The organism is Ruegeria sp. P10 (assembly GCF_056534925.1).
On the sequence record NZ_JBQERJ010000002.1, the window covers coordinates 438,122 to 459,295 of the forward strand.

Below are 21,174 nucleotides of genomic sequence, written 5' to 3' on the forward strand. Positions count from 1 at the left end.
TAAAAACCATTAGAGGAACCAAAAAACGGACATAGGAGAAAGAGACCCGTGGCAAGAAAGCTTTTGCAAGCCACACTGATCACAACCTTGCTTTGCGCGGCCGTAGTGAACGCACAGAGCAGTGGTCCGGGGGTTTTCAGTGCGGAAGGAGAAGGAGTGGTTGTGCCAGCCAAAAGCTGGGATGTGTCGGCAGCCGCCGAAAACCAGATCGACACTGTCCACTTTATTGAAGGTCAATTCGTCAAAGAAGGTGATCTACTGGTGACTTTCGACCAGGTCTTCAAGCAATGGGATGCCAAAATCGGTGAGTTGGCTCACCAGCAGGCCGTGGCTGAACTGGAGTTGGCCCAGGCTGACCTGTCCAGAAAGAAGCGGTTGGGCACCAATTCTGTGTCTGAAGTTGAGATTGCGCAAGCTGAAGCGCGTGTCAAAATCGCCGAAGCGACCGTTGAGACAAAGAGGCTCAATGCGGAAAAGGCCAAGGCTATCTCAGATCTCCAGCTCATCCACGCACCGTTCGACGGCCAGATGAGTGCGCCGCGGTTTCGCGATAATGCAAACGTCGTCGCCGACTCGCCCGAAATCGGAACCCTGTATCAACTGGATCCGATCCACGTTCGCGTGGAGGGAACGTACGAGAAGCATCAGGAACGCATCCTCGCGGGCGAAAGCCACGACAGTGTAATGGGCAGCCTGACTCTGGTGCTGGAACTGCCGGGAGGAAGTGAATTTCCACATCACGGACGCCTTATCTCAACGCCGTTTGAATTCGATCCGGAGACAGGGATTGGCTACAGCATCGCCGAATTCCCCAATCCTGAATTCCTATTGCGCCCCGGCATGAAGGTATTGGTCACGTCTTATGAAAACTCGAAATGATCCAAAGAAAGGGATATCAAATGAAAACTTGGACATCTCCGTTTCTGGCTTCAGCTGCATTGGCGGGACTTGCTACGGTTGCCGCTTCTGAAGCAGCAGACCACGGATCGCACTGGAATTTGATGTCTGACGCTTATGCTCGCGTCGGCGAGATTCTGAAATCTGAGGGAGGCACCACTGCCGTCGAGCGCTTGAACGAAGAATTGTCCGCGCTGAAAGAGGCGTGCGATAAGTTGGAAGTGAAAAGTCAGAACGCGCCATGTCACGAAGATGTACGGCGTCTTCTTTCCATTGCGACCTTCAACGCTGACCCCAATGATCCAAATCGAAACAAGACATTTCCAACGCATATTCCCGATTTTGTTAGTCCGGAGATGCGTGAGGTGATGGTTAACTGGACGCCCAATTGGCTCACCAGCAGTTGGGAAGGCTATCCAGACCCAACGGACTACGGTGCATGGCAGTCGTTGCACGATGAATTGATCGATCCAATGGAGGCCGCCGGCAAACAACTTTTAAAGACTTACAACTTGTCGACCGAGGAACGTGAGATAGGTGGTGTTAGAACGGTTATTATCAGTCCGAGCGAAAACCGCCATCCGGGAAAAATACTCATTCATGCACATGGTGGTGCCTTTTACGGAAACACTCCGGAAACAACGTTTGACCGGACAGCACCACTTGCCAATCATATGGGCATCGACATTGCCTCCGTCGATTACAAATTGATGCCAGCCCCCGACTGGGACATTTTGGACCAGCGGGATCAGGTGATCGCCGTTTTTGATGCACTGACCGGAGAGGGCGGTGGCTATAAACCAGAGAACGTCGGAATTTACGGTTGTTCCGCGGGCGGCGGATTGGTGGCGATGGCGACAAATGCCATGTCGCATCGCGGAGGAGCGCTGCCTGGTGCGGCCGTAATGCAAAGCCCGCAGACTGATTTCTCATTCAACAGCGATTCGACATGGACGCTGCGGTACGACGATCCACGCACTAACGTAGATCACTTGATCGACTCAGTCTGGCCGATGCTGGGAATTACTGAAGAGAAAGCACAAGATCCGCGCTACTCAACTGTGTACGACAATTTCGAGGGGCGAGATTTCCCTCCGACGATGGTACAGACTGGGTCTAAGGAAATTCAGATGAGCGACGGCATACGCATGTACGGAGTCCTGCGTAGCGCGGGCCACGAGGCAATTCTGGATGTTCACGACGCCATGCAACACTGCTTCCACGGTCATTCCGAGACACCGGAATCCGCTGAAGCTGTTCGCCGCGTCGCTGTGTTCCTAGAAGAGCATCTTGGTTCGGAATGAGAAAAATGGATCGCTGAAAGGAGGGGGCGAGTGGCTTGGAGAGACGCTTTGAAGCCGCTCGCCCATATTGAAAAACGTAAGAAAATGGACGTTGTCAAGTCTCGGCGGATCAAGGCCGTTTTCCGCATTCGGGACCTATGATCCGAGCGCCGTGAACAGCCGATGTCCGCCCTTCGCGCTGATGCTGCACAAAATACGCATGCGCACAATGGGCTCATAGCTGCCATCCCGGCGATTGAAGGCAAAGCCCCCGCTTCTCGCTACGGATCCTCGACCGACTACACCCGGTCCAGCTCGATTCCCGAATTCATTCCAACCGGAACATCAGCTGCTGAAGCCACGGCCTCTCCACACCGGTTGCCTGATACATCGCGTGAAGAAAGTTGTGCGCTGACACCGGGTCGCTCATGAAGGGCGAAGAGCGGATTTCGCCCTTCTTCACCTCGTCGCGCGCCTCGTAGATCACCGTGTCTTCCTTGATCGTCGCCATGATCCTGACGGCGTCCAGCGTCTCGGGGTCGATGGCGGTGGGATCTTCGGAGAGGAGCACGAAATCGGCAAGCTTGCCCGCCTCGATCGACCCCTTGTCGTTCTCCTCGAAATGCTGCCAGGCGGGCCAGATCGTCAGCGCCTTGAGCGCGGTCGCGACGTCGACCCGGTGACGGGGGCCAAGAATGTCACCCGATCGCGTGCGCCGGGTCACGGTGGCATCCAGTATGCGCATGCTGTCAGGCAAGGCGACCGGCGCGTCGTGATGCGAGCCGAACATCATGCCCCGCTCGAGCAGCCAACCAGTGGGCGAAATGTTCTCGGCATTGACCGGGCCCACGGTGTGGTCGCGGTGCCAGTCGCCCCAATAGAAGGTGTGCATCGGGAAAAGGGACATGAACACGCCCAGCCGCTTGTAGGCGTCGACCTGGTCCTCGCGCAGGAACTGGCCGTGTATCAGTGCGGGTCGGTTGCCCGGATCGCCATACTTGTCCTGCGCAGCCTGAAGCGCAGCAATGAGCATGTCCGACGCGCCTTCGCCATTGGAATGGGTGATGATCTGGATGCCATTCTCGTAACACCAGTTCACGGCATCCTGCACCTGCTCGATGGTCACCGCCGAGTACCCCTTGTAGCCTGCGGGATAGTCGCCAACCGGGTCATAGTAGGGACGGTCGCGGAGCGCGGTAAAGCCTTGCGGCGAGCCGTCGATCGTCAACTTGCAACCGCCCACGCGAATACCGTTTTCATATTCTTTCGACACATTGTCGCCAATATAATCCCTGGCTTCCAACACATCGGGATAGGCCACGACGTCAATCGGTATCCTGCCGTCGGCCGCCATGGCCTTCAGCGACTCGACGGCAAACCCCGAGGACCGGCCGTCCTGCCCCGTGGTGTAGCCAAAACGCGCCCAGAGTTTGGACCCGGCAACCGCGAATTCCGCGAAGGCGTCCGGACCGAGTTGCTTCAGGACGGGGACGAGCGTCCCGAAAAACGCGTATTCCTCGAGAACCCCGTTCGGCGCGCCATCGGCTTCCCGCCGAATCTTGCCACCGGCCGGGTCCTGCGTCGATGCATCGTAGCCGACAATCTCAAGCGTCTTCGAGTTCGCCACGCCGAGATGGCCGGACTGGTGGACAATCACGATGGGAAGCTCCTGCGAGATCGCGTCAAGGTCTTCGCGGGTCGGGTGGCGCTTCTCGGCTAGCTGGGCGTTGTCATAGCCGAAGCCGATGATCACTCCGGCCTTCTCGACCGCATCCCTGTTTGCATCGATCCAGTCGCGCAGCGCCTGTTGCAGGCTGGCAATGTCCGTGACCCCGCCGTCCGGCGGCGAAAGAAGGTTCGCCGACAAGGCTTGCAGGCCACCGAAAACCACGTGCCCGTGACTGTCGACAAAGCCCGGCAGCATCGCCCGGCCGTCAAGATCGAACAATTCCGTCGCGTCGCCCCGGTGCGCCATGATATCCGCAAGCGCGCCGACGGCGAGGATACGCCCGTTCTTGACCGCGACGGCCTCGGCGGTCGGCTGCGCATCGTTGATCGTGAGGATCGGTCCGCCAGTATAGATCGTGTCGGCGGCCTCCTGCGCGGTCGCGGCGCTGGTTGACATGGCAAAACCCGCCAGCCAGACAAGATTCAGCAAACGTGACATCAGGAATACCCTCTCAAATACATCGGAAAACAAACGACTGAATAATGGTCGTGTCTATCGTGGCTAAAGCGTATTGCCCGACAGACACGCATTGCAAGATTTTTCGGCCAGCCAGAGGTGTCCGCAAGCCGCCATCCCGGCGACTGAAAGCGAAGCCCCGGCTTCCTGCTACAGTTCCTCGACCGACAGCACCCCGTCCAGCGACTTGATCGCGCCCTTGATCTGCGGGTTGATCGGAAAGTCCTGGCCCAGATCCATCTCGACATCGCCCGGCAGCCCCGGCGCCATCAGGCAGAGCTGGATCGGCCCCTTCGAGGCCCCGCGCGCCGCCCCGGCGGCGTCCTCGAGCACCTTGGCGACCGTTGGTACGACCTGCGCTTCGTCAACAAAGATGCGCAACCCGGTTGCTCCGGCTTCGGCCACAAGGGAATCCGCAGGGCCAACCGAGCGGCCCAGCAGCTTGAGCTGATCGGCTTCCATCGTCGCCTCGGCGGTCAGAACCACCTGCGCGCCGGTTTCCAGAAACTCGCGGCACTTCTCCAACGTGTCCGAAAACAGCGTGACCTCATAGGCGCCGGTGGGATCAGACATTTGAACGAAAGCAAAGCGGTTGCCCTTGGCCGATTTCCGCTCCTGCCGCCCGGCGACAACCCCGGCCATCTTGGCGATGAACGGACCAGACCGGGCCTTTTCCGTCACCTCGTCCAGCGTCATCACCTGTTTGCGCTTCAGCGCGGGCATGTAATCGTCCAGCGGATGCCCCGAGAGATAGAAGCCGATGGCCTTGAATTCTTCGCTGAGGCGTTCGGCCGGCAGCCAGTCCGGCGTCGGCGACAGGCGCGGTTCGGGCAGGTCGTCGCCTGCCTCGCCGAACAGAGACACCTGATTGGAGTTTTTCTGTTCATGGATCGCCGCCGAATACTGCACCAGACGGTCAAGGCTTTCGAACACGCGGCGACGGTTCTTGTCGAGCTCATCAAAAGCGCCGGCACGCGCCAGCATTTCCAGCGGACGTTTGCCGACCTTCTTCAGGTCGGCCCGGCGGGCGAAGTCAAAGAGGTTGACGAACGGTTTGTCTCCCCTGCCCTGCACCACCAGATTCATCGCCTCGACGCCCACGTTTTTCAGCGCGCCGAGCGCATAGACCAGTTGGCCATCCACCACGTCGAAGGTCGCCAGCGAGCGGTTCACGCAGGGCGGCACGTAGGGCAGGCCCAGCCCCTTGCGGACCTCTTCGAAATACACCGCCAGCTTGTCGGTCAGGTGGATATCGCAGTTCATGACCCCGGCCATGAACTCGACCGGGTGGTTCGCCTTGAGCCAGCCGGTCTGATAGCTGACCACCGCATAGGCCGCCGCGTGGGACTTGTTGAAGCCGTAGTTGGCGAATTTCTCCAAGAGGTCGAACACCTCGGAAGCCTTCTTGGCGTCCACGCCGTTCTTGGCCGCGCCGGCCTCGAATTTCGGGCGTTCGGCGTCCATCGCCTCTTTGATCTTCTTGCCCATCGCGCGGCGCAGCAGGTCGGCGCCGCCAAGGCTGTATCCCGCCATGACCTGCGCGATCTGCATCACCTGCTCCTGATAGACGATGATGCCCTGCGTTTCTTCCAGGATATGATCGATCAGCGGGTGGACCGAGGTGATCTCGCGCTGGCCGTTCTTGACCTCGCAATAGGTGGGGATGTTTTCCATCGGGCCGGGGCGGTAGAGCGCCACAAGCGCCACGATATCCTCGATGCAGGTGGGCTTCATGCGCTTGAGCGCGTCCATCATGCCCGAGCTTTCCACTTGGAACACCGCCACGGTTTTGGCCGCGGAATAAAGCTTGTACGTCGCCTCATCATCCAGCGGGATGGCGTTGATCTGGTTTTCAGCCCCCTCGGCGGGCTCATAAAGTTCGGTGCCATCGGCGGCGATGTGCAATGGGCGCCCGGATTTGAAAATCAGGTCCATCGCGTTCTGGATAACGGTCAGGGTCTTCAGACCCAGAAAGTCGAACTTTACCAGCCCGGCCTGTTCCACCCATTTCATGTTGAACTGGGTCGCGGGCATGTCCGAACGCGGGTCCTGATAGATCGGCACCAGCGCATCCAGAGGACGGTCGCCGATCACCACGCCTGCCGCGTGGGTCGAAGCATTCCGCAACAGCCCCTCGACCTGCTGGCCATAGGTCAGCAGGCGGTCGACCACCTCTTCCTCGCGCGCGGCCTCGCGCAGGCGGGGTTCGTCTTTCAGCGCCTTTTCGATGGAAACAGGTTTCACCCCCTCAACCGGGATCATCTTGGACAGGCGGTCCACCTGCCCATATGGCATTTGAAGCACCCGCCCGATGTCGCGCACTGCGGCCTTGGACAAGAGCGCGCCGAAGGTGATGATCTGACCCACTTTGTCGCGGCCGTATTTCTGCTGCACGTAACGGATCACCTCTTCGCGGCGATCCATGCAGAAGTCGATGTCGAAGTCGGGCATCGAGACCCGTTCGGGGTTCAGGAAGCGTTCGAACAGCAGGCTGTAGCGCAGCGGGTCAAGGTCGGTGATCGTCAGCGCATAGGCCACCAGCGAGCCCGCGCCCGAGCCCCGCCCCGGCCCGACCGGAATGTCGTGATCCTTGGCCCATTGGATGAAATCCGCGACGATCAGAAAGTAGCCGGGGAAACCCATGCTTTCGATGATGCCCAGTTCGAAATCCAGACGTTCCTGGTATTCCTCGGGCGTCACCGCATGCGGGATCACGGCCAGACGTTTCTGCAAGCCCTCATTGGCGATGCGCCGCAGCTCGGCCACCTCGTCATCCGCGAATTTCGGCAGGATCGGGTCGCGTCGATAGGCCATGAACGCGCAGCGTCTGGCGATCTCGACGGTGTTTTCGATGGCCTCGGGCAAGTCGGCGAACAGGGTCGCCATCTCTTGTTGTGACTTGAAGTAGTGCTGCGCCGTCAGACGACGGCGGCCTTCCTGCTGGTCGACATAGGCCCCTTCCGATATGCAGATCAGCGCGTCATGCGCTTCGTACATGTCCGGCGTCGGGAAATAGACGTCATTCGTGGCGACCAGCGGCAGGTTCTTGGCATAGGCCATCTCGACATGGCCGCGTTCTGTCAGGCGCTCGGCCTCGGGTTGGCCATCTTCACCCGGATGGCGCTGAAGCTCGATATAAAACCGGTTGGGGAACATTGCCGCCAGCCGATCGACCAACGCTTCGGCCGCCGGGCGCTGACCCTGTTGCAGCAGCATTCCCACCGGGCCGTCAGGTCCACCGGACAGGCAGATCAACCCTTCAGATCGGTCGGCCAGTTCTTCCAAAGTGACCTGAGGCAGTTGCCCGCCCTTGTCCACGTAGAGACACGTGCTGAGTTTCATCAGGTTTTCGTACCCGGTCTCGGACTGCGCCAGCAGCACCAGAGGCGCGGGCATCTTCGGCTTCTCGCCCGGCTGGGCCTGGACATAGGTCAGATCGACCTGGCACCCCATGATCGGCTGTACCCCGGCGCCGCTTGCGGTGACCGCGAATTCCAGCGCCGAAAACATCGAATTGGTATCCGTCACGGCGACCGCCGGCATTTCCATCTTCTCGCACAGGCCCGGCAGCTTTTTCAGCCGCACGGCGCCTTCCAGAAGGGAATATTCAGTGTGAACGCGGAGGTGGATGAATCGTGGAGAACTGCTCATGACGCCCAAGCTACCCCAGCCGGCTGCGCGGCAAAAGACTGAACCGCGTTGCGTTTGCCGCAAAAAAATCGCCATTGATTATTCGGCTTTTTCAGAAGGTGCTTCGGGATTGACTGGGCGTCGCAATCAAAAACCGCTTTATTTACAAGTGGCTGCCCATTAATCAGAAAAGGCGGTCTCAGGCCGTATACGTCTAATGGTGTATAACAGAGGCGGTTTTTCTTGCCAGACAAGCCGCGCTGTTTCTAACATCTCATGGCAAGCAATTCGCCCGCCACTCTTTCTACGTCGCATCGAAGGAGGGCCACAAGGGCGCAACCGGGTAAGGCGACGGGTTTCTCGAATGAACATCACGTTTCTTCTGAACGGAGAGACAGTGGAGTTGGCTGATATCGATCCGACAGCCACCCTGCTGGATTGGCTGCGCGAAGATCGCGGCCTGACCGGCACCAAGGAAGGCTGCAACGAAGGCGATTGCGGGGCTTGCACCGTGATGGTGACGGATGACGAAGGCGCCAAGGCACTGAACTCGTGCATTCTGTTTCTGCCGCAGCTGCACGGCAAAGCGGTGCGCACGGTTGAAGGCGCCAGCGGCCCGAATGGCGAAGCGCACCCGGTTCAGCAGGCAATGGTTGATCTGCACGGTTCGCAATGCGGCTTCTGCACACCCGGTTTCGTCATGTCGATGGTGGCCGGGCACACGAACGGTGCAACGGACCATGACACTTTGCTAGCAGGCAACCTGTGCCGCTGCACCGGCTATGCGCCGATCATTCGCGCAGCGAAAGCGGCCGAGGAACAGCCCGTTCCGGTTTGGGTCAAAGATAAACCACCTGCAACGATTGCCGCTTCGCGCATGCTGCCAACCTCATCCGACGAATTGGCCGCCGTGTATGCCGAGAACCCGAATGCGACTCTGATCGCTGGTGCGACCGATGTGGGCCTTTGGGTCACCAAGCAACTGCGCGAACTGGACCCGGTGATCTTCCTTAACCGCTGTGATGATTTGAAGAAGATCACGCTCAGCGGTGAAGAAGTCCGCTTTGGCTCAATGGTCGACATGAATCGCATCGGCGCGGCGATGGCCGATCTGCATCCGTCCTATGCCGAGATGATCCGCCGCTATGCCAGCGTGCAAGTGCGCCATGCGGCCACCGTGGGCGGCAATATCGCAAACGGTTCGCCCATCGGGGACAACCCGCCCGCGCTGATCGCGCTGGGGGCGACGCTGCATCTGCGCAAGGGCGACGAGCGGCGGTCGATCCCGCTGGAAGAGTTCTTCATCGACTACGGCAAACAGGATCGGGTTCCGGGCGAGTTTGTGGAAGCCGTCAGCTTCCCCCGCCAGCCAGATCGCCTGAAGGCTTACAAGCTCAGCAAACGGTTCGATCAGGATATTTCGGCCGTCTGCGGCTGTTTCAACATAACCGTTTCGGAGGGCAGCGTCACACAGGCGCGCATCGCCTATGGTGGCATGGCTGCTATTCCGAAACGGGCAACCCATGTCGAGGCCGCTTTGGTCGGCAAACCGTGGACGCGCAAGACCGTTGACGCCGCGCTGCCATCCTTTGCCGACGACTTTTCGCCACTCACGGATATGCGCGCCTCGGCCCTGTATCGACTGGAAACCGCCAAGGCGATGCTGCAACGGTATTTCCTGGAAGATCAGGGCGAGATCACCAATGTGCTGGAGGTGTCAGCATGAGTGTGACGCAAGCCCTGCCCCACGACGCCGCCCCTTTGCACGTTTCGGGCGCGGCGCGGTACGTGGATGACATCCCGACACCCAAGGGCACGCTGCACCTGGCCTTTGGCCTGAGCCCGATCGCCAAGGGCAAGATCACCGCAATGGATCTGTCGGCTGTCAAAAACGCCGAGGGTGTCGTGATGGTTATGACGGCAGAGGACCTGCCTTTCGCCAACGATGTCTCGCCCTCGATCCACGATGAGCCGCTGCTGTCGGACGGCACGGTGCACTATATAGGCCAGCCCGTGTTCCTGGTTGTCGCCACCAGCCATCTGGCCGCCCGCAAAGCGGCGCGATTGGGCAAGGTCGACTATGCCGAGGAAACGCCGATCCTGACGATCGCGGACGCCTTGGCCGCCGACAGCCGGTTTGAAGACGGTCCACGCATCTATGCCAAGGGTGATACGGATGCGGCCATTGCCAGTGCGCCGCATGTGATCGAAGGTTCGTTCGAATTGGGCGGGCAGGAGCATTTCTATCTGGAAGGTCAGGCCGCGCTGGCCGTTCCGAATGAAGGTGCGGATATGCTGGTGCATTCCTCGACCCAGCACCCGACCGAGATTCAGCACAAGGTGGCCGACGCACTGGGTGTTCCGATGCACGCCGTCCGGGTCGAGACCCGCCGCATGGGCGGAGGGTTTGGCGGCAAGGAAAGTCAGGGCAACGCTTTGGCAGTGGCCTGCGCCGTGGCCGCCCGCGCAACCGGCAAGGCCTGCAAGATGCGCTATGACCGTGACGATGACATGATCATCACCGGCAAGCGCCACGCTTTCCGCATTTCGTACAAGGCCGGGTTCGATGAGCATGGCCATATACAGGGCGTCTCATTCCACCACTATGCGATCTGCGGCTGGGCGCAGGACCTGTCGCTGCCCGTGGCCGACCGGGCGATGCTGCACTCGGACAACGCCTACCTTTTGCCGAACGCCCGGATCGAAAGCCACCGCTTGAAGACCAACACCCAATCTGCCACCGCCTATCGCGGGTTCGGCGGCCCGCAAGGCATGGTCGGCATCGAACGGGTCATGGACCATGCCGCGCATACGCTGGGTTTGGATCCCGTCGAGCTGCGCCGCCGGAATTACTATGCACCCGCGCACGCCGTGGCCGAGAGCACACCGACAGAAAAACCACTGGGGCATCCCGATCCGCACGAAGACCTGACCAGCCGCGGCGCCGTTGAAATGGGTGACGCACCGGTGCGTCCTCTGCCTGCCGGCGGCAACACCACACCCTATGGGATGGAGGTCAGCGATTTCGAACTGCACGGCATGACCGAGGCGTTGCTGAAATCCAGCGACTATGCCGCGCGCAAGGCCGCTGTCGCGAAATGGAATGCCGAGAACAGTGTAATCAAAAAGGGCATCGCCTTTTCTCCGGTCAAGTTTGGTATCTCGTTCACGCTGACCCACCTCAATCAGGCGGGTGCGCTGGTGCATGTCTATCAGGACGGATCAGTCCACCTGAATCACGGTGGCACCGAGATGGGCCAGGGCCTGTTCCAGAAGGTCGCACAGGTCGCAGCGTCGCGCTTTGGCATACCGTTGGAGATGGTGAAAATCACCGCAACCGACACGGCGAAAGTACCGAACACGTCTGCGACGGCGGCATCTTCGGGAAGTGACCTGAACGGTATGGCGGTGAAGGCCGCATGCGACACGATCCGCGACCGGATGGCCGCCTATCTTGCGGAACGTCATCAGGCCGATCCATCAACGGTCACGTTCTCGGATGGGCATGTCTCGGTCTCAGAAGAACGCTACACCTTCGCCGAAGCCACCGCACTGGCCTATCAGGGGCGCGTCAGCCTGTCGACGACCGGGTTCTACAAGACGCCCAAGATCGAATGGGACAGGATCGCCGGGCGCGGTCGCCCTTTCTTTTACTTTGCCTACGGCGCTTCCGTTACCGAGGTGGCGGTGGACACTCTGACCGGTGAAAACCGAATTCTGCGAACGGATATCCTGCATGACGCGGGCGCGTCGCTGAATCCGGCTTTGGACATAGGTCAGGTTGAGGGCGGCTATGTACAGGGTGCAGGGTGGCTGACGACCGAAGAGCTGGTCTGGGATGACACGGGCAACCTGCGCACGCACGCGCCCTCGACCTACAAGATTCCGGCCTGCTCGGACCGGCCGGACATCTTCAACGTCAGGCTTTGGGATGGCGAAAACCGCGAGGACACCATCTATCGTTCGAAAGCTGTGGGCGAGCCGCCTTTCATGCTGGGGATCTCGGCCTGGCTGGCGCTGTCGAACGCGGTTGCCGCCTGCGGAGACAGATACCCGGCCCTGAACGCTCCGGCCACGGCCGAAGAGGTTTGGCGCGGGGTCCAGAGGATGAAAGGAGGCACCTGATGGGATTTGACCTTGAGGCTTTGAGGGAGGCGGTCAAAACCCACGGGAAAGTGGTTCGGGTGGTCATCGCCGGGATCAAAGGGTCGTCCCCGCGCGAGGTGGGTGCTGCGATGCTGGTCTGGAAGGACGGGCAAAGCGGAACCATCGGTGGTGGTACGCTGGAATACCAGGCCGCAGAGGCCGCACGATCGCAAACAGTCGCCACGCGCCTGACGCATCACACGCTGGGACCGGACATGGGCCAATGTTGCGGCGGAGCGGTCTCGTTGTTCAGCGAAGTCTATGATCTCAAGAAGGTTGAAACGCTGGATGATACGATCATTGCACGATCAGCATCCGGTGGCGCCGTGCCTCTTTCGGTCAAGCGAGTGCTGGCGGCAGCACGCAGTCAGGGTATTGCACCTGAAACACGCCTGACCGACGGCTGGATGATCGAACCGGTGCATAAACCGGCACGAAACCTGTGGATCTGGGGCGCAGGTCACGTCGGACGGGCGCTGGTGGATGTTCTGTCCCCCCTGCCCGATCTTGCGATCACTTGGGTCGATACCGGCCCCGAGCGCTTTCCAGACGTGATTCCTGCAGGCGTGACCGATCTGCCAGCGACGAAACCGGCCGAACTTGTGCGACATGCACCGCCCAATGCCGAGCACCTTGTGCTGACTTATTCACACAATCTGGATTTAGAACTGTGCAACAGGCTGCTTTTGCACGATTTCCGCTTTGCGGGACTGATCGGCTCGGCTACCAAATGGGCGCGGTTCAGATCGCGGCTGGCGGCTCTTGGGCATCCGCCCGACCGGATAAGCCGGATTACCTGCCCGATTGGTGACCCGTCGCTGGGCAAACACCCGCAGATGATCGCCGTGGGCGTCGCAGCGCAACTGCTGCGCCCGGCCCGGCAGAATGAGTTGAAGAAGGACCTGAGCGCGTGACCACTCCATTGCTGAGCCTGCAAGGGTTGACCAAAGCTTATCCCGGTGTCGTGGCCAATGACCAGGTGTCCTTTGATATCGGTGAGGGCGAAGTTCACGCCTTGTTGGGGGAAAACGGGGCCGGGAAATCCACGTTGGTCAAGATGATCTATGGGCTGGTGAAACCTGACAGTGGCACCATGCTGTTACGCGGTCAGCCCTTTGCGCCGCCTGAACCCCGCGCCGCGCGGGCTGACGGAATTGCGATGGTGTTCCAGCATTTTTCGCTGTTTGACGCGCTGAACGTGGCCGAGAACATCGCCTTGGGGATGGAAAACCCGCCGGCCATGGGTGATCTGGCCTCGCGCATCCGCGAAGTGTCCGAAACCTATGGCCTGCCGCTGGATCCGTTCCGCACTGTCGGCGATCTGTCCGCCGGGGAACGCCAGCGTGTTGAAATTATCCGTTGCCTCCTGCAAGACCCGAAACTGCTGATCATGGACGAACCGACCTCGGTGTTGACCCCGCAGGAGGTCGAGATCCTGTTCGAGACGCTGAACAAGTTGCGGTCCGAAGGCACGTCGATCCTGTATATCTCGCACAAGCTGGAAGAGATACGGACCCTGTGTGATCACGCCACGATCCTGCGTCTGGGCAAGAATGTGGGCGAGTGTGTCCCCTCTGAGACCTCGGCCCGCGACATGGCCGAGCTGATGGTGGGAACGGCCCTGCAAACCCCGGAACGTTCGGAGCGTGAATTTGGCGCAGTGACGCTGGATGTCAGCGGGCTGTCGGTGCCTTCTCCGTCAGAATTCGGCACCGCATTGCGCAACGTGCATTTGACCGTCCGCAAGGGCGAGGTTCTGGGCATTGGCGGCGTTGCGGGCAACGGGCAGGATGAATTGCTGGGCGTTCTGTCCGGTGAAATCCTGACATCTGCCGACGCGATCAAGTTCAACGGTCAGGCGATCGGCAAGCTGGGTCCGACCGCGCGACGCAAACTTGGCGTGTTGACCGCGCCCGAAGAGCGGCTGGGCCATGCCGCCGCCCCGAACATGAGCCTGACCGAAAACGCCCTGTTGACCGGGTCGGTTCGAGAGGGTCTGGAAAGCAACGGCTTTCTGAAATGGGCCGAGACCAAGAGCTTTGCGGAGAAGATCATCGAGATTTTTGACGTCCGGACACCCGGCCCGGACAACGCGGCGCGGTCCTTGTCCGGGGGGAACCTACAGAAATTCGTGATCGGACGCGAAGTGCTGCAAAACCCGGATGTGCTGGTGGTGAACCAGCCAACCTGGGGCGTGGATGCCGCAGCGGCGGCGGCCATCCGGCAAGCCATTCTCGACCTGGCGGCAAAGGGAACGGCGGTTGTCTGCATCTCTCAGGATCTGGATGAGTTGATGGAAATCTCGGACAGCTTTGCTGCGCTGAACGAGGGCCGCCTGAGTGCACCACGTCCGACAACCGGACTGACAGTAGACGAAATCGGGCTGATGATGGGCGGTGCCCACGGAATGGAGGTGGCGCATGTGTGATCTGTTGGGCCGCCTTCGGCGAGAGTATTTGAGAAAAGATGAAGAAGTCAGGGGAACGAGCTGATGATTGTGCTGGAGAAACGTCCTCAGCCTTCCAGGGTCTGGTCTTATGCGACGCCGTTGATTGCAGTTTTGGCGACGATGTTTTTTGGCGGAGTACTGTTCGCCATACTGGGCAAGAATCCGGTTGAAGCCATCGGCACCATCTTCTGGGAACCTCTTTTTGGTGAATTTGCCTTTTATTACCGCCCGCAGCTGCTGGTGAAAGGCGCTCCGCTGGTGCTTATCGCCATCGGTCTGTCGCTGGGCTTTCGTGCAGGCATCTGGAACATCGGGGCCGAGGGACAGTATATCATGGGCGCCATCTTCGGGGCGGGTGCCGGGCTGGCCTTTTACCCTTTGGACGCCTTCTATATCTTTCCGATCATGGTGATTGCCGGCGCCTTCGGCGGCTGGTTGTGGGCGATGATCCCCGCCTTCCTGAAGGTGCGTTTCGGCACCAACGAAATTCTCGTCTCGTTGATGCTGGTCTACGTGGCCGAGCAGATGCTGGCCTCGGTTTCTCTGGGTTTGCTGAAGAACCCCGAAGGGTTCGGCTTTCCGGGGTCCCGCAATCTGCAATCCTATGACAGTGCGCACAATGCCGAGTTGATCGCAGGTTCCGGCATGCACTGGGGTGTTGTGACCGCGTTGATCGCAGTGATCTTTGCCTATGTCCTGCTGAACCGGCACATGCTGGGCTTTCACATCCGCCTGACCGGCGAAGCACCGCGCGCCGCGAAATTTGCGGGTGTGAACCCGGCCCGGTTGATCCTGTTCTGTCTGGGTTTGTCCGGCGCGCTTGCAGGACTTGCAGGCATGTTCGAGGTTTCCGGCCCTTCAGGCGTGGTCAGCATCGATTTCAACGTGGGCTACGGTTTCACTGCCATCATCGTGGCTTTTTTGGGCCGTCTGCACCCTGTGGGCATTCTGCTGGCCGGTGGCCTGATGGCGCTGACCTATATCGGTGGTGAAATCGCGCAGTCTCAGCTGGGCCTGCCTGCCGCTGCCATTCAGGTGTTCCAGGGCATGCTGCTGTTCTTCCTGCTGGCCTTCGACCTATTGACCAACTACCGCATCCGTGCGGCCCGTAACGAGGTGGCGTGACCCATGGACCTTGGTGAAATCAATCCCGTACTTCTGGTCGCTTCACTGATGGTGGCCGCGACCCCCTTGCTGCTTGCCGCGATCGGAGAGCTGGTCGTTGAGAAAGCAGGCGTTCTGAACCTCGGCGTCGAAGGCATGATGATTGTCGGTGCGATCAGTGGCTTCGCGATTTCGGTCGAGACCGGCTCGCCCTGGCTGGGCTTTGTTGCTGCTGCGATCGGCGGCGCTGTTCTATCGCTGCTGTTCGTCTTGCTCACGCAGTTTGCGCTGGCCAATCAGGTGGCCAGTGGTCTGGCACTGACCCTGTTTGGTCTGGGGTTCAGCGCGTTGATGGGGCAAAGCTATGTGGGGATCAAACCCCCCAGTATGGGCGACATCCATATTCCGCTGATCAGCGATATTCCGGTTGTCGGTCCGATCCTGTTTCAACATGACCCGATCCTGTACGTGGGCATCGCAATCACGGCAGCCGTCTGGGCGGTGCTGAAATACACCCGTCTTGGCCTGATCCTGCGGGCAGTCGGTGAAAACCACGATGCCGCGCATGCGCTGGGCTACAAGGTGATCAAGATCCGCATTCTGGCCATCATGTTTGGCGGCGCCTGCGCTGGTCTGGGCGGGGCCTATATCAGCCTGATCCGCGTGCCGCAGTGGACCGAGGGCATGACCGCCGGTGTCGGCTGGATCGCATTGGCCCTTGTTGTCTTTGCAAGCTGGAAGCCGTGGCGTGTCCTGCTGGGTGCCTATTTGTTCGGCGGCATTACCGTGTTGCAGCTTAATTTGCAGGCGGCAGGCGTTGCCATTCCCGTCGAGTATCTGGCAATGTCGCCCTATATCATCACGATCCTTGTGCTTGTGATCCTTTCGGCCGACAAGAGCAGCGCACCTGCCTCGCTGGGCCGGACCTTCCATGCCTCACACTAGGGGCCAACAGTACCAACTTGGGGAGTAACACATGAAATTCACTGCACTTCTGACGAGCGCCGCCATGGCGCTGGGTCTGGCCTCGGGGGCCATGGCCGAAGACAAGACCAAGGTCGGTTTCGTCTATGTCGGCCCGGTCGGCGATGGCGGCTGGACCTATGAACATGACAAGGGCCGGCAGGCCGTTGAAAAAGAGTTCGGCGACAAGGTTGAAACCGTATTCGTTGAATCCGTTCCCGAAGGCCCGGATGCCGAGCGTGTGATGACCCAGATGGCGCTGGAAGGCGCGGATCTGATCTTTACCACCTCGTTTGGCTACATGGACCCGACCATCAACGTGGCCAAGAAATTCCCGGACGTGAAGTTCGAGCACGCAACCGGCTATAAAACCGCCGACAACGTCTCGGTCTACTCGGCCCGTTTCTACGAAGGTCGCGCGGTTCAGGGCCACATCGCCGGTAAAATGACCAAGTCGAACATCATCGGCTATATCGGCTCCTACCCGATCCCCGAGGTGATCCGCGGCATCAACTCGGCCTATATCCACGCCAAGAAGGTGAACCCGGATGTCGAGTTCAAGATCGTCTGGGCCTACACATGGTTCGACCCGGCGAAAGAAGCTGACGCCGCCACTGTTTTGATCGAACAGGGCGCGGACGTAATCCTGCAACACACCGATTCGACAGCGCCGCAGGCAGCAGCGCAAGAAGCCGGCAATGTGATCACCTTCGGTCAGGCGTCGGACATGAGCGAGTACGCACCGCTTCCGCGTGTGTCATCGATCATCGACAACTGGGCCCCCTATTACATCGCGCGGACAAAAGCGGTAATGGACGGGACCTGGACGTCTTCCAACACCTGGGACGGTATCGGAGCAGGAATGGTTGAAATCGGTGAGATTTCGGACGCGGTTCCCGCAGATGTCAAGGAAGAGGCGCTGGCCCTGAAGGCGGCGCTTGCAGATGGCAGCTATCACGCGTTCACCGGTCCGCTGAAGAAGCAGGACGGCAGCGACTGGCTGGCTGAAGGCGAAACCGCTGACGACGGCACGCTGGCAGGCATGAACTTCTATGTCGAAGGGCTGGAAGGCGAAATTCCGCAGTAAGCTGTATCGTTAAGGAACGGAAAGGGCCCGCAATCCGTGTGCGGGCCCTTTTTTGTGCTGTGCGCACCTGAAGTGCCGAACAACGAATGAGTTTACCTCGTCAGCGCAATCGAGCTCAGATCCATCACGCCCTGCCCTGCCTTCGCCACCCCACCACGCTGAGACAGGCAAACAAGACTGCGGCGACGCAGACAATCGATGGCCCCGCCGGAGTATCGAACACATAAGCTGCCCGTAACCCCGCAACTGAGGAAATCGCGCCTATTGCTGCCGCTATCAACGCCATTGATTCGGGCGATCGGGCCAGATTTCGTGCCGCTCCCGCGGGAATGATCAGCATCGCCGCAATCAGCAATACCCCCACGACCTTGATCGCAACAGCCACGGTTACCGCCAGAGACAGAGTCAGAATCAACTGTTCCCGCCTCGGGTCGAACCCACTGGCATAGGCCAGTTCCTCATTCAATGTGGCCGTCAAAAGCTGAGCCCATCGCCAAGCGATCAGCGCCACGACAAGCGCCGCGCCGCCCCAGATCACAAGCAGATCCGAACGGGATACCGCAAGAATATCGCCGAACAGATATGCCATCAAATCAATGCGGACGCCGGACAAAAACGAAACGGCGACCAGACCGAAAGCCAAGGCGGAATGCGCCATAACCCCCAGCAGCGTGTCCATCGCATAGCCACGACCCGCCAACAAAGTGACCGTCAGCGCCATAATCAACGCAACAGCCAGCGCACCGGTGAAGATCGACATCTGAAAGGTCAGTGACAGGGCCACGCCCAGAATCGCGGCATGTGCGGTTGCATCACCGAAATACGCCATGCGGCGCCACACTACGAAACATCCAAGAGGTGCCGCCGCAAACGCAACGCCAATACCTGCAAGCGTTGCACGCATCATGAAATCGTCAAGCATCATTCCGCCGCTTCCTGAGGATCTGCATCATGGTCGTGGTGGTGATCATGCTCGTGCCGGTACAGGGCAAGCGCACCGCCTGTTCCCGTTCCGAACAAGGCCCGGTATTCGGGTGCCGAAGCGACCACCGCCGGCGATCCTTCACAGCACACATGGCCGTTCAGACAAATCACCCGGTCTGAGGCGCTCATGACCACGTGCAATTCGTGACTGATCATCAGGATTGCACATCCGGTTTCGCGGCGCACGGCCTCAATCTGCTGATAGAAACTCGCCGATCCGCGCTGGTCCAGCCCCTGGGTTGCCTCATCCAGCAGCAGGAGGTCAGGCTGGTTGATCAACGCCCGCGCCAGCAACACACGCTGAAACTGCCCGCCGGACAGTTGCGACATCTGACGTTTCAACAGATCCGGGACGCCCGCTTTTTCCAATGCCTCGACGCACTGACGGCCGGAGACACGGTCGGTCAGTCGCATGAATCTCTCGACCGAGATTGGCAACGTGGGATCCACGTGCAGTTTCTGCGGCACGTACCCGATCTTCAATCCGGGTTTCAGCGATACATGCCCGGTACTTGGCCTGGTCGCACCGATGATGGCGCGCAACAGGCTGGTTTTGCCCGACCCGTTCGGCCCGACGATGGTGACGATCTCGCCGGGTTCGACAGCCATGTCCACATGGCTGAGAACAGTGTTTGAACCATAGCGAACACTGAGATTCTCGACTGAGACGAGCGTCATTTTCAGGCCTTTTCGGTGCAGTCGGGGCAAAGTCCCTCGGCTTCTACAACCGTTCGCTCGATCTCGAAACCCGCTGCGCGCGCAGCGGCACCCAGAACACCTTTGGCCGGCGTGGACTGCGCCTCGGCAACAGCATCGCATTTTCTGCAAATCATGAATGCCGGCGAATGCGACGCGCCGGGATGAGAGCAGGCAACAAATGCATTCAGCCGCTCGATCTTGTGAACGAACCCGTTTTGAACAAGGAAATCAAGCGCCCGATAGGCGACCGGAGGTTGAGACCCGAACCCTTCCTCTCGCAGGCGGTCAAGAATTGCATAGGCACCAAGGGCCCGATGCTCTTGCAGCAGCATTTCCAAGACCTTGCGGCGAACCGGCGTCAGGCGCAGCCCCTCGCCCTTGCAGCGCGCCTCGGCGGATACCAACGCAGTTTTGACGCAACTCTGATGGTCATGTTCCTGAAACCCGACCGGGGCCGCCTCATCGACAGAGACAGGATTCGTATCGCTTGTCATGTTATTTCATATCATGTATTGCCACTCGTAACGTTATAAAATCACACAGAGGGTCTGATGTCCAGAAAGCTTCTTCCAGTTTCGATCACGGTTGCATTGATGGGAGGAACGGCCATCGCGGACGTTCCGAACGTCGCGGTTGATATCGCACCGATCCACTCGCTCGTTTCCCGGGTTATGGACGGCGTCGGAACACCGGCCCTGATCGTCGCACCCGGTGCCTCGCCTCATGAATACAACCTGCGCCCGTCCGAGGCGGCCGCATTGCAGGATGCCGATCTGGTGTTCTGGGTAGGAGAAGACCTGACACCTTGGATGGAAAGTGCCATCGAAACCCTTGCCGACAGTGCGACGGTCACGTCCCTTCTTAACGCGGATGGTACGGTTCTTCTGGAGTTCCGCGAAAGCGCTGTTTTCGAGGCACACGATCATGGCAGCGAAGACGAACATGATCATGATGATGAGCACATCGAAGACGACGGGCACGATCACGATGATCATGAACATGGTCACGACGACCATGCAAAGGATGATGACCACGAGCATGATCACGACGACCACGCCAAGGATGATGATCACGGTCACGAAGAACATGCAGATCACGAAAAGCACGATGAGCATCATGATCACGCGCATGGCGCGCACGACCCACATGCGTGGCTTTCACCGACGAATGCAGAAACCTGGCTGAACCTGATCGCCGCGCAGCTGTCGTCTGCCGACCCGGACAATGCTGGTGCATATTTTTCCAATGCCACAGCCGCGCGCGCTGAAATGGCCGCGCTGTCTGAACAAGTGGCCGAGACGCTTGGACCGGTTCGCGGAGGAAGCTTCGTCGTATTCCACGACGCCTACCAGTATTTCGAGGATGCATTTGACTTTCCGGCCGCAGGTGCGATTTCCATCGCCGACGCCGCGGACCCGAGCCCGGCTCGTATCGCCGAGATTCAAAGCCGTATCCGCGAAGAAGGTATCAAATGCGTTCTCGCCGAGCCGCAGTTCAACCCCGGCATCGTCAAAACCGTGCTGGACGGGACCGAGGCCAAAACGGGCGTAATCGATCCGCTGGGCTCTGATCTGGAACCCGGAGCCGATCTCTACCCGCAAGTCATTCTCAACATGGCGAGAACCTTGGCCGAGTGTCTCTAGCCCTGTTGCAAACCCGGCTTAGGTTGAGAAACTGGCCGGGTTCAACCTTTCAGGAGACGGGGCGGATCAACTCGGCGACCGAAAAAAACGGCAACCTCTTCATA

The 21,174-nt window shown here is 59.6% G+C and carries 16 protein-coding genes; 11 read left to right on the forward strand and 5 right to left on the reverse strand.

The features are described from left to right. Positions 1–48: 48 nt before the first annotated feature. Both ACR0FB_RS05230 and ACR0FB_RS05235 read left to right on the forward strand, forming a co-directional pair. Positions 49–879 carry an efflux RND transporter periplasmic adaptor subunit gene (locus ACR0FB_RS05230; protein ID WP_171723869.1) on the forward strand — a complete coding sequence of 277 codons (831 nt, stop codon included), beginning with the start codon at positions 49–51 and terminating at the stop codon, positions 877–879. 20 nt (positions 880–899) lie between these two features. Then, positions 900–2,201, forward strand: a complete 1,302-nt coding sequence (locus ACR0FB_RS05235) for an alpha/beta hydrolase (protein ID WP_171723870.1) — start codon at positions 900–902, stop codon at positions 2,199–2,201. Positions 2,202–2,508: 307 nt separating this feature from the next. Here the strand turns inward: ACR0FB_RS05235 and ACR0FB_RS05240 are convergent, their stop codons facing one another. Together ACR0FB_RS05240 and dnaE are read right to left on the reverse strand one after the other, a co-directional pair. Next, on the reverse strand, positions 2,509–4,347 hold the full coding sequence (locus ACR0FB_RS05240) for an amidohydrolase (RefSeq protein WP_209835360.1): 1,839 nt from the start codon (positions 4,345–4,347) through the stop codon (positions 2,509–2,511). A 168-nt stretch (positions 4,348–4,515) separates the two neighbouring features. Continuing rightward, on the reverse strand, positions 4,516–8,016 hold the full coding sequence (gene dnaE, locus ACR0FB_RS05245; protein WP_480620375.1) for a DNA polymerase III subunit alpha: 3,501 nt from the start codon (positions 8,014–8,016) through the stop codon (positions 4,516–4,518). On the opposite strand from dnaE, the gene ACR0FB_RS05250 reads away from it, so the two are divergent. From ACR0FB_RS05250 to ACR0FB_RS05285, 8 genes are all read left to right on the forward strand, one after another. Then, positions 8,015–8,179 (forward strand): hypothetical protein, encoded by a 165-nt coding sequence (locus ACR0FB_RS05250; RefSeq protein ID WP_209835362.1) that lies wholly within the window; start codon positions 8,015–8,017, stop codon positions 8,177–8,179. The two genes, dnaE and ACR0FB_RS05250, sit on opposite strands and share 2 nt — an antisense overlap. Before the next feature lie 180 nt (positions 8,180–8,359). Then, entirely contained in the window at positions 8,360–9,721 is a 1,362-nt protein-coding gene (gene xdhA, locus ACR0FB_RS05255; protein WP_480620377.1) for a xanthine dehydrogenase small subunit, read from the forward strand. Continuing rightward, the gene (xdhB, locus tag ACR0FB_RS05260) at positions 9,718–12,120 is read left to right on the forward strand and encodes a xanthine dehydrogenase molybdopterin binding subunit (protein WP_480620379.1); all 2,403 of its coding nucleotides are present in this window, start codon (positions 9,718–9,720) and stop codon (positions 12,118–12,120) included. The genes xdhA and xdhB overlap by 4 nt, the downstream gene beginning before the upstream one ends. Further along, complete coding sequence (xdhC, locus tag ACR0FB_RS05265; protein WP_480620381.1) at positions 12,120–13,055, forward strand: xanthine dehydrogenase accessory protein XdhC; 936 nt, start codon at positions 12,120–12,122, stop codon at positions 13,053–13,055. The genes xdhB and xdhC overlap by 1 nt, the downstream gene beginning before the upstream one ends. Continuing rightward, positions 13,052–14,569: an ATP-binding cassette domain-containing protein gene (locus ACR0FB_RS05270; RefSeq protein ID WP_171723876.1), complete on the forward strand. Its 1,518-nt coding sequence runs from the start codon at positions 13,052–13,054 to the stop codon at positions 14,567–14,569. Before xdhC ends, ACR0FB_RS05270 begins: the two co-directional genes overlap by 4 nt. Before the next feature lie 63 nt (positions 14,570–14,632). Further along, complete coding sequence (locus tag ACR0FB_RS05275) at positions 14,633–15,715, forward strand: ABC transporter permease (RefSeq protein WP_171637078.1); 1,083 nt, start codon at positions 14,633–14,635, stop codon at positions 15,713–15,715. Positions 15,716–15,718: 3 nt separating this feature from the next. After that, positions 15,719–16,639 (forward strand): ABC transporter permease, encoded by a 921-nt coding sequence (locus ACR0FB_RS05280; protein WP_171232333.1) that lies wholly within the window; start codon positions 15,719–15,721, stop codon positions 16,637–16,639. A gap of 31 nt (positions 16,640–16,670) precedes the next feature. Then, complete coding sequence (locus ACR0FB_RS05285; protein ID WP_171637080.1) at positions 16,671–17,744, forward strand: BMP family ABC transporter substrate-binding protein; 1,074 nt, start codon at positions 16,671–16,673, stop codon at positions 17,742–17,744. Between the two features lie 124 nt (positions 17,745–17,868). On the opposite strand, the gene ACR0FB_RS05290 is transcribed toward ACR0FB_RS05285, so the two are convergent. From ACR0FB_RS05290 to ACR0FB_RS05300, 3 genes are read right to left on the reverse strand one after another with little or no spacing between them, the layout of a single operon-like run. Then, positions 17,869–18,666 (reverse strand): metal ABC transporter permease, encoded by a 798-nt coding sequence (locus tag ACR0FB_RS05290; RefSeq protein WP_171637225.1) that lies wholly within the window; start codon positions 18,664–18,666, stop codon positions 17,869–17,871. Beyond that, positions 18,666–19,406 carry a metal ABC transporter ATP-binding protein gene (locus ACR0FB_RS05295; RefSeq protein WP_480620383.1) on the reverse strand — a complete coding sequence of 247 codons (741 nt, stop codon included), beginning with the start codon at positions 19,404–19,406 and terminating at the stop codon, positions 18,666–18,668. The genes ACR0FB_RS05290 and ACR0FB_RS05295 overlap by 1 nt, the downstream gene beginning before the upstream one ends. A gap of 2 nt (positions 19,407–19,408) precedes the next feature. Then, on the reverse strand, positions 19,409–19,921 hold the full coding sequence (locus tag ACR0FB_RS05300; protein WP_171119062.1) for a Fur family transcriptional regulator: 513 nt from the start codon (positions 19,919–19,921) through the stop codon (positions 19,409–19,411). A 57-nt stretch (positions 19,922–19,978) separates the two neighbouring features. On the opposite strand from ACR0FB_RS05300, the gene ACR0FB_RS05305 reads away from it, so the two are divergent. Further along, entirely contained in the window at positions 19,979–21,070 is a 1,092-nt protein-coding gene (locus tag ACR0FB_RS05305; RefSeq protein WP_480490817.1) for a zinc ABC transporter substrate-binding protein, read from the forward strand. Positions 21,071–21,174 lie beyond the last annotated feature (104 nt).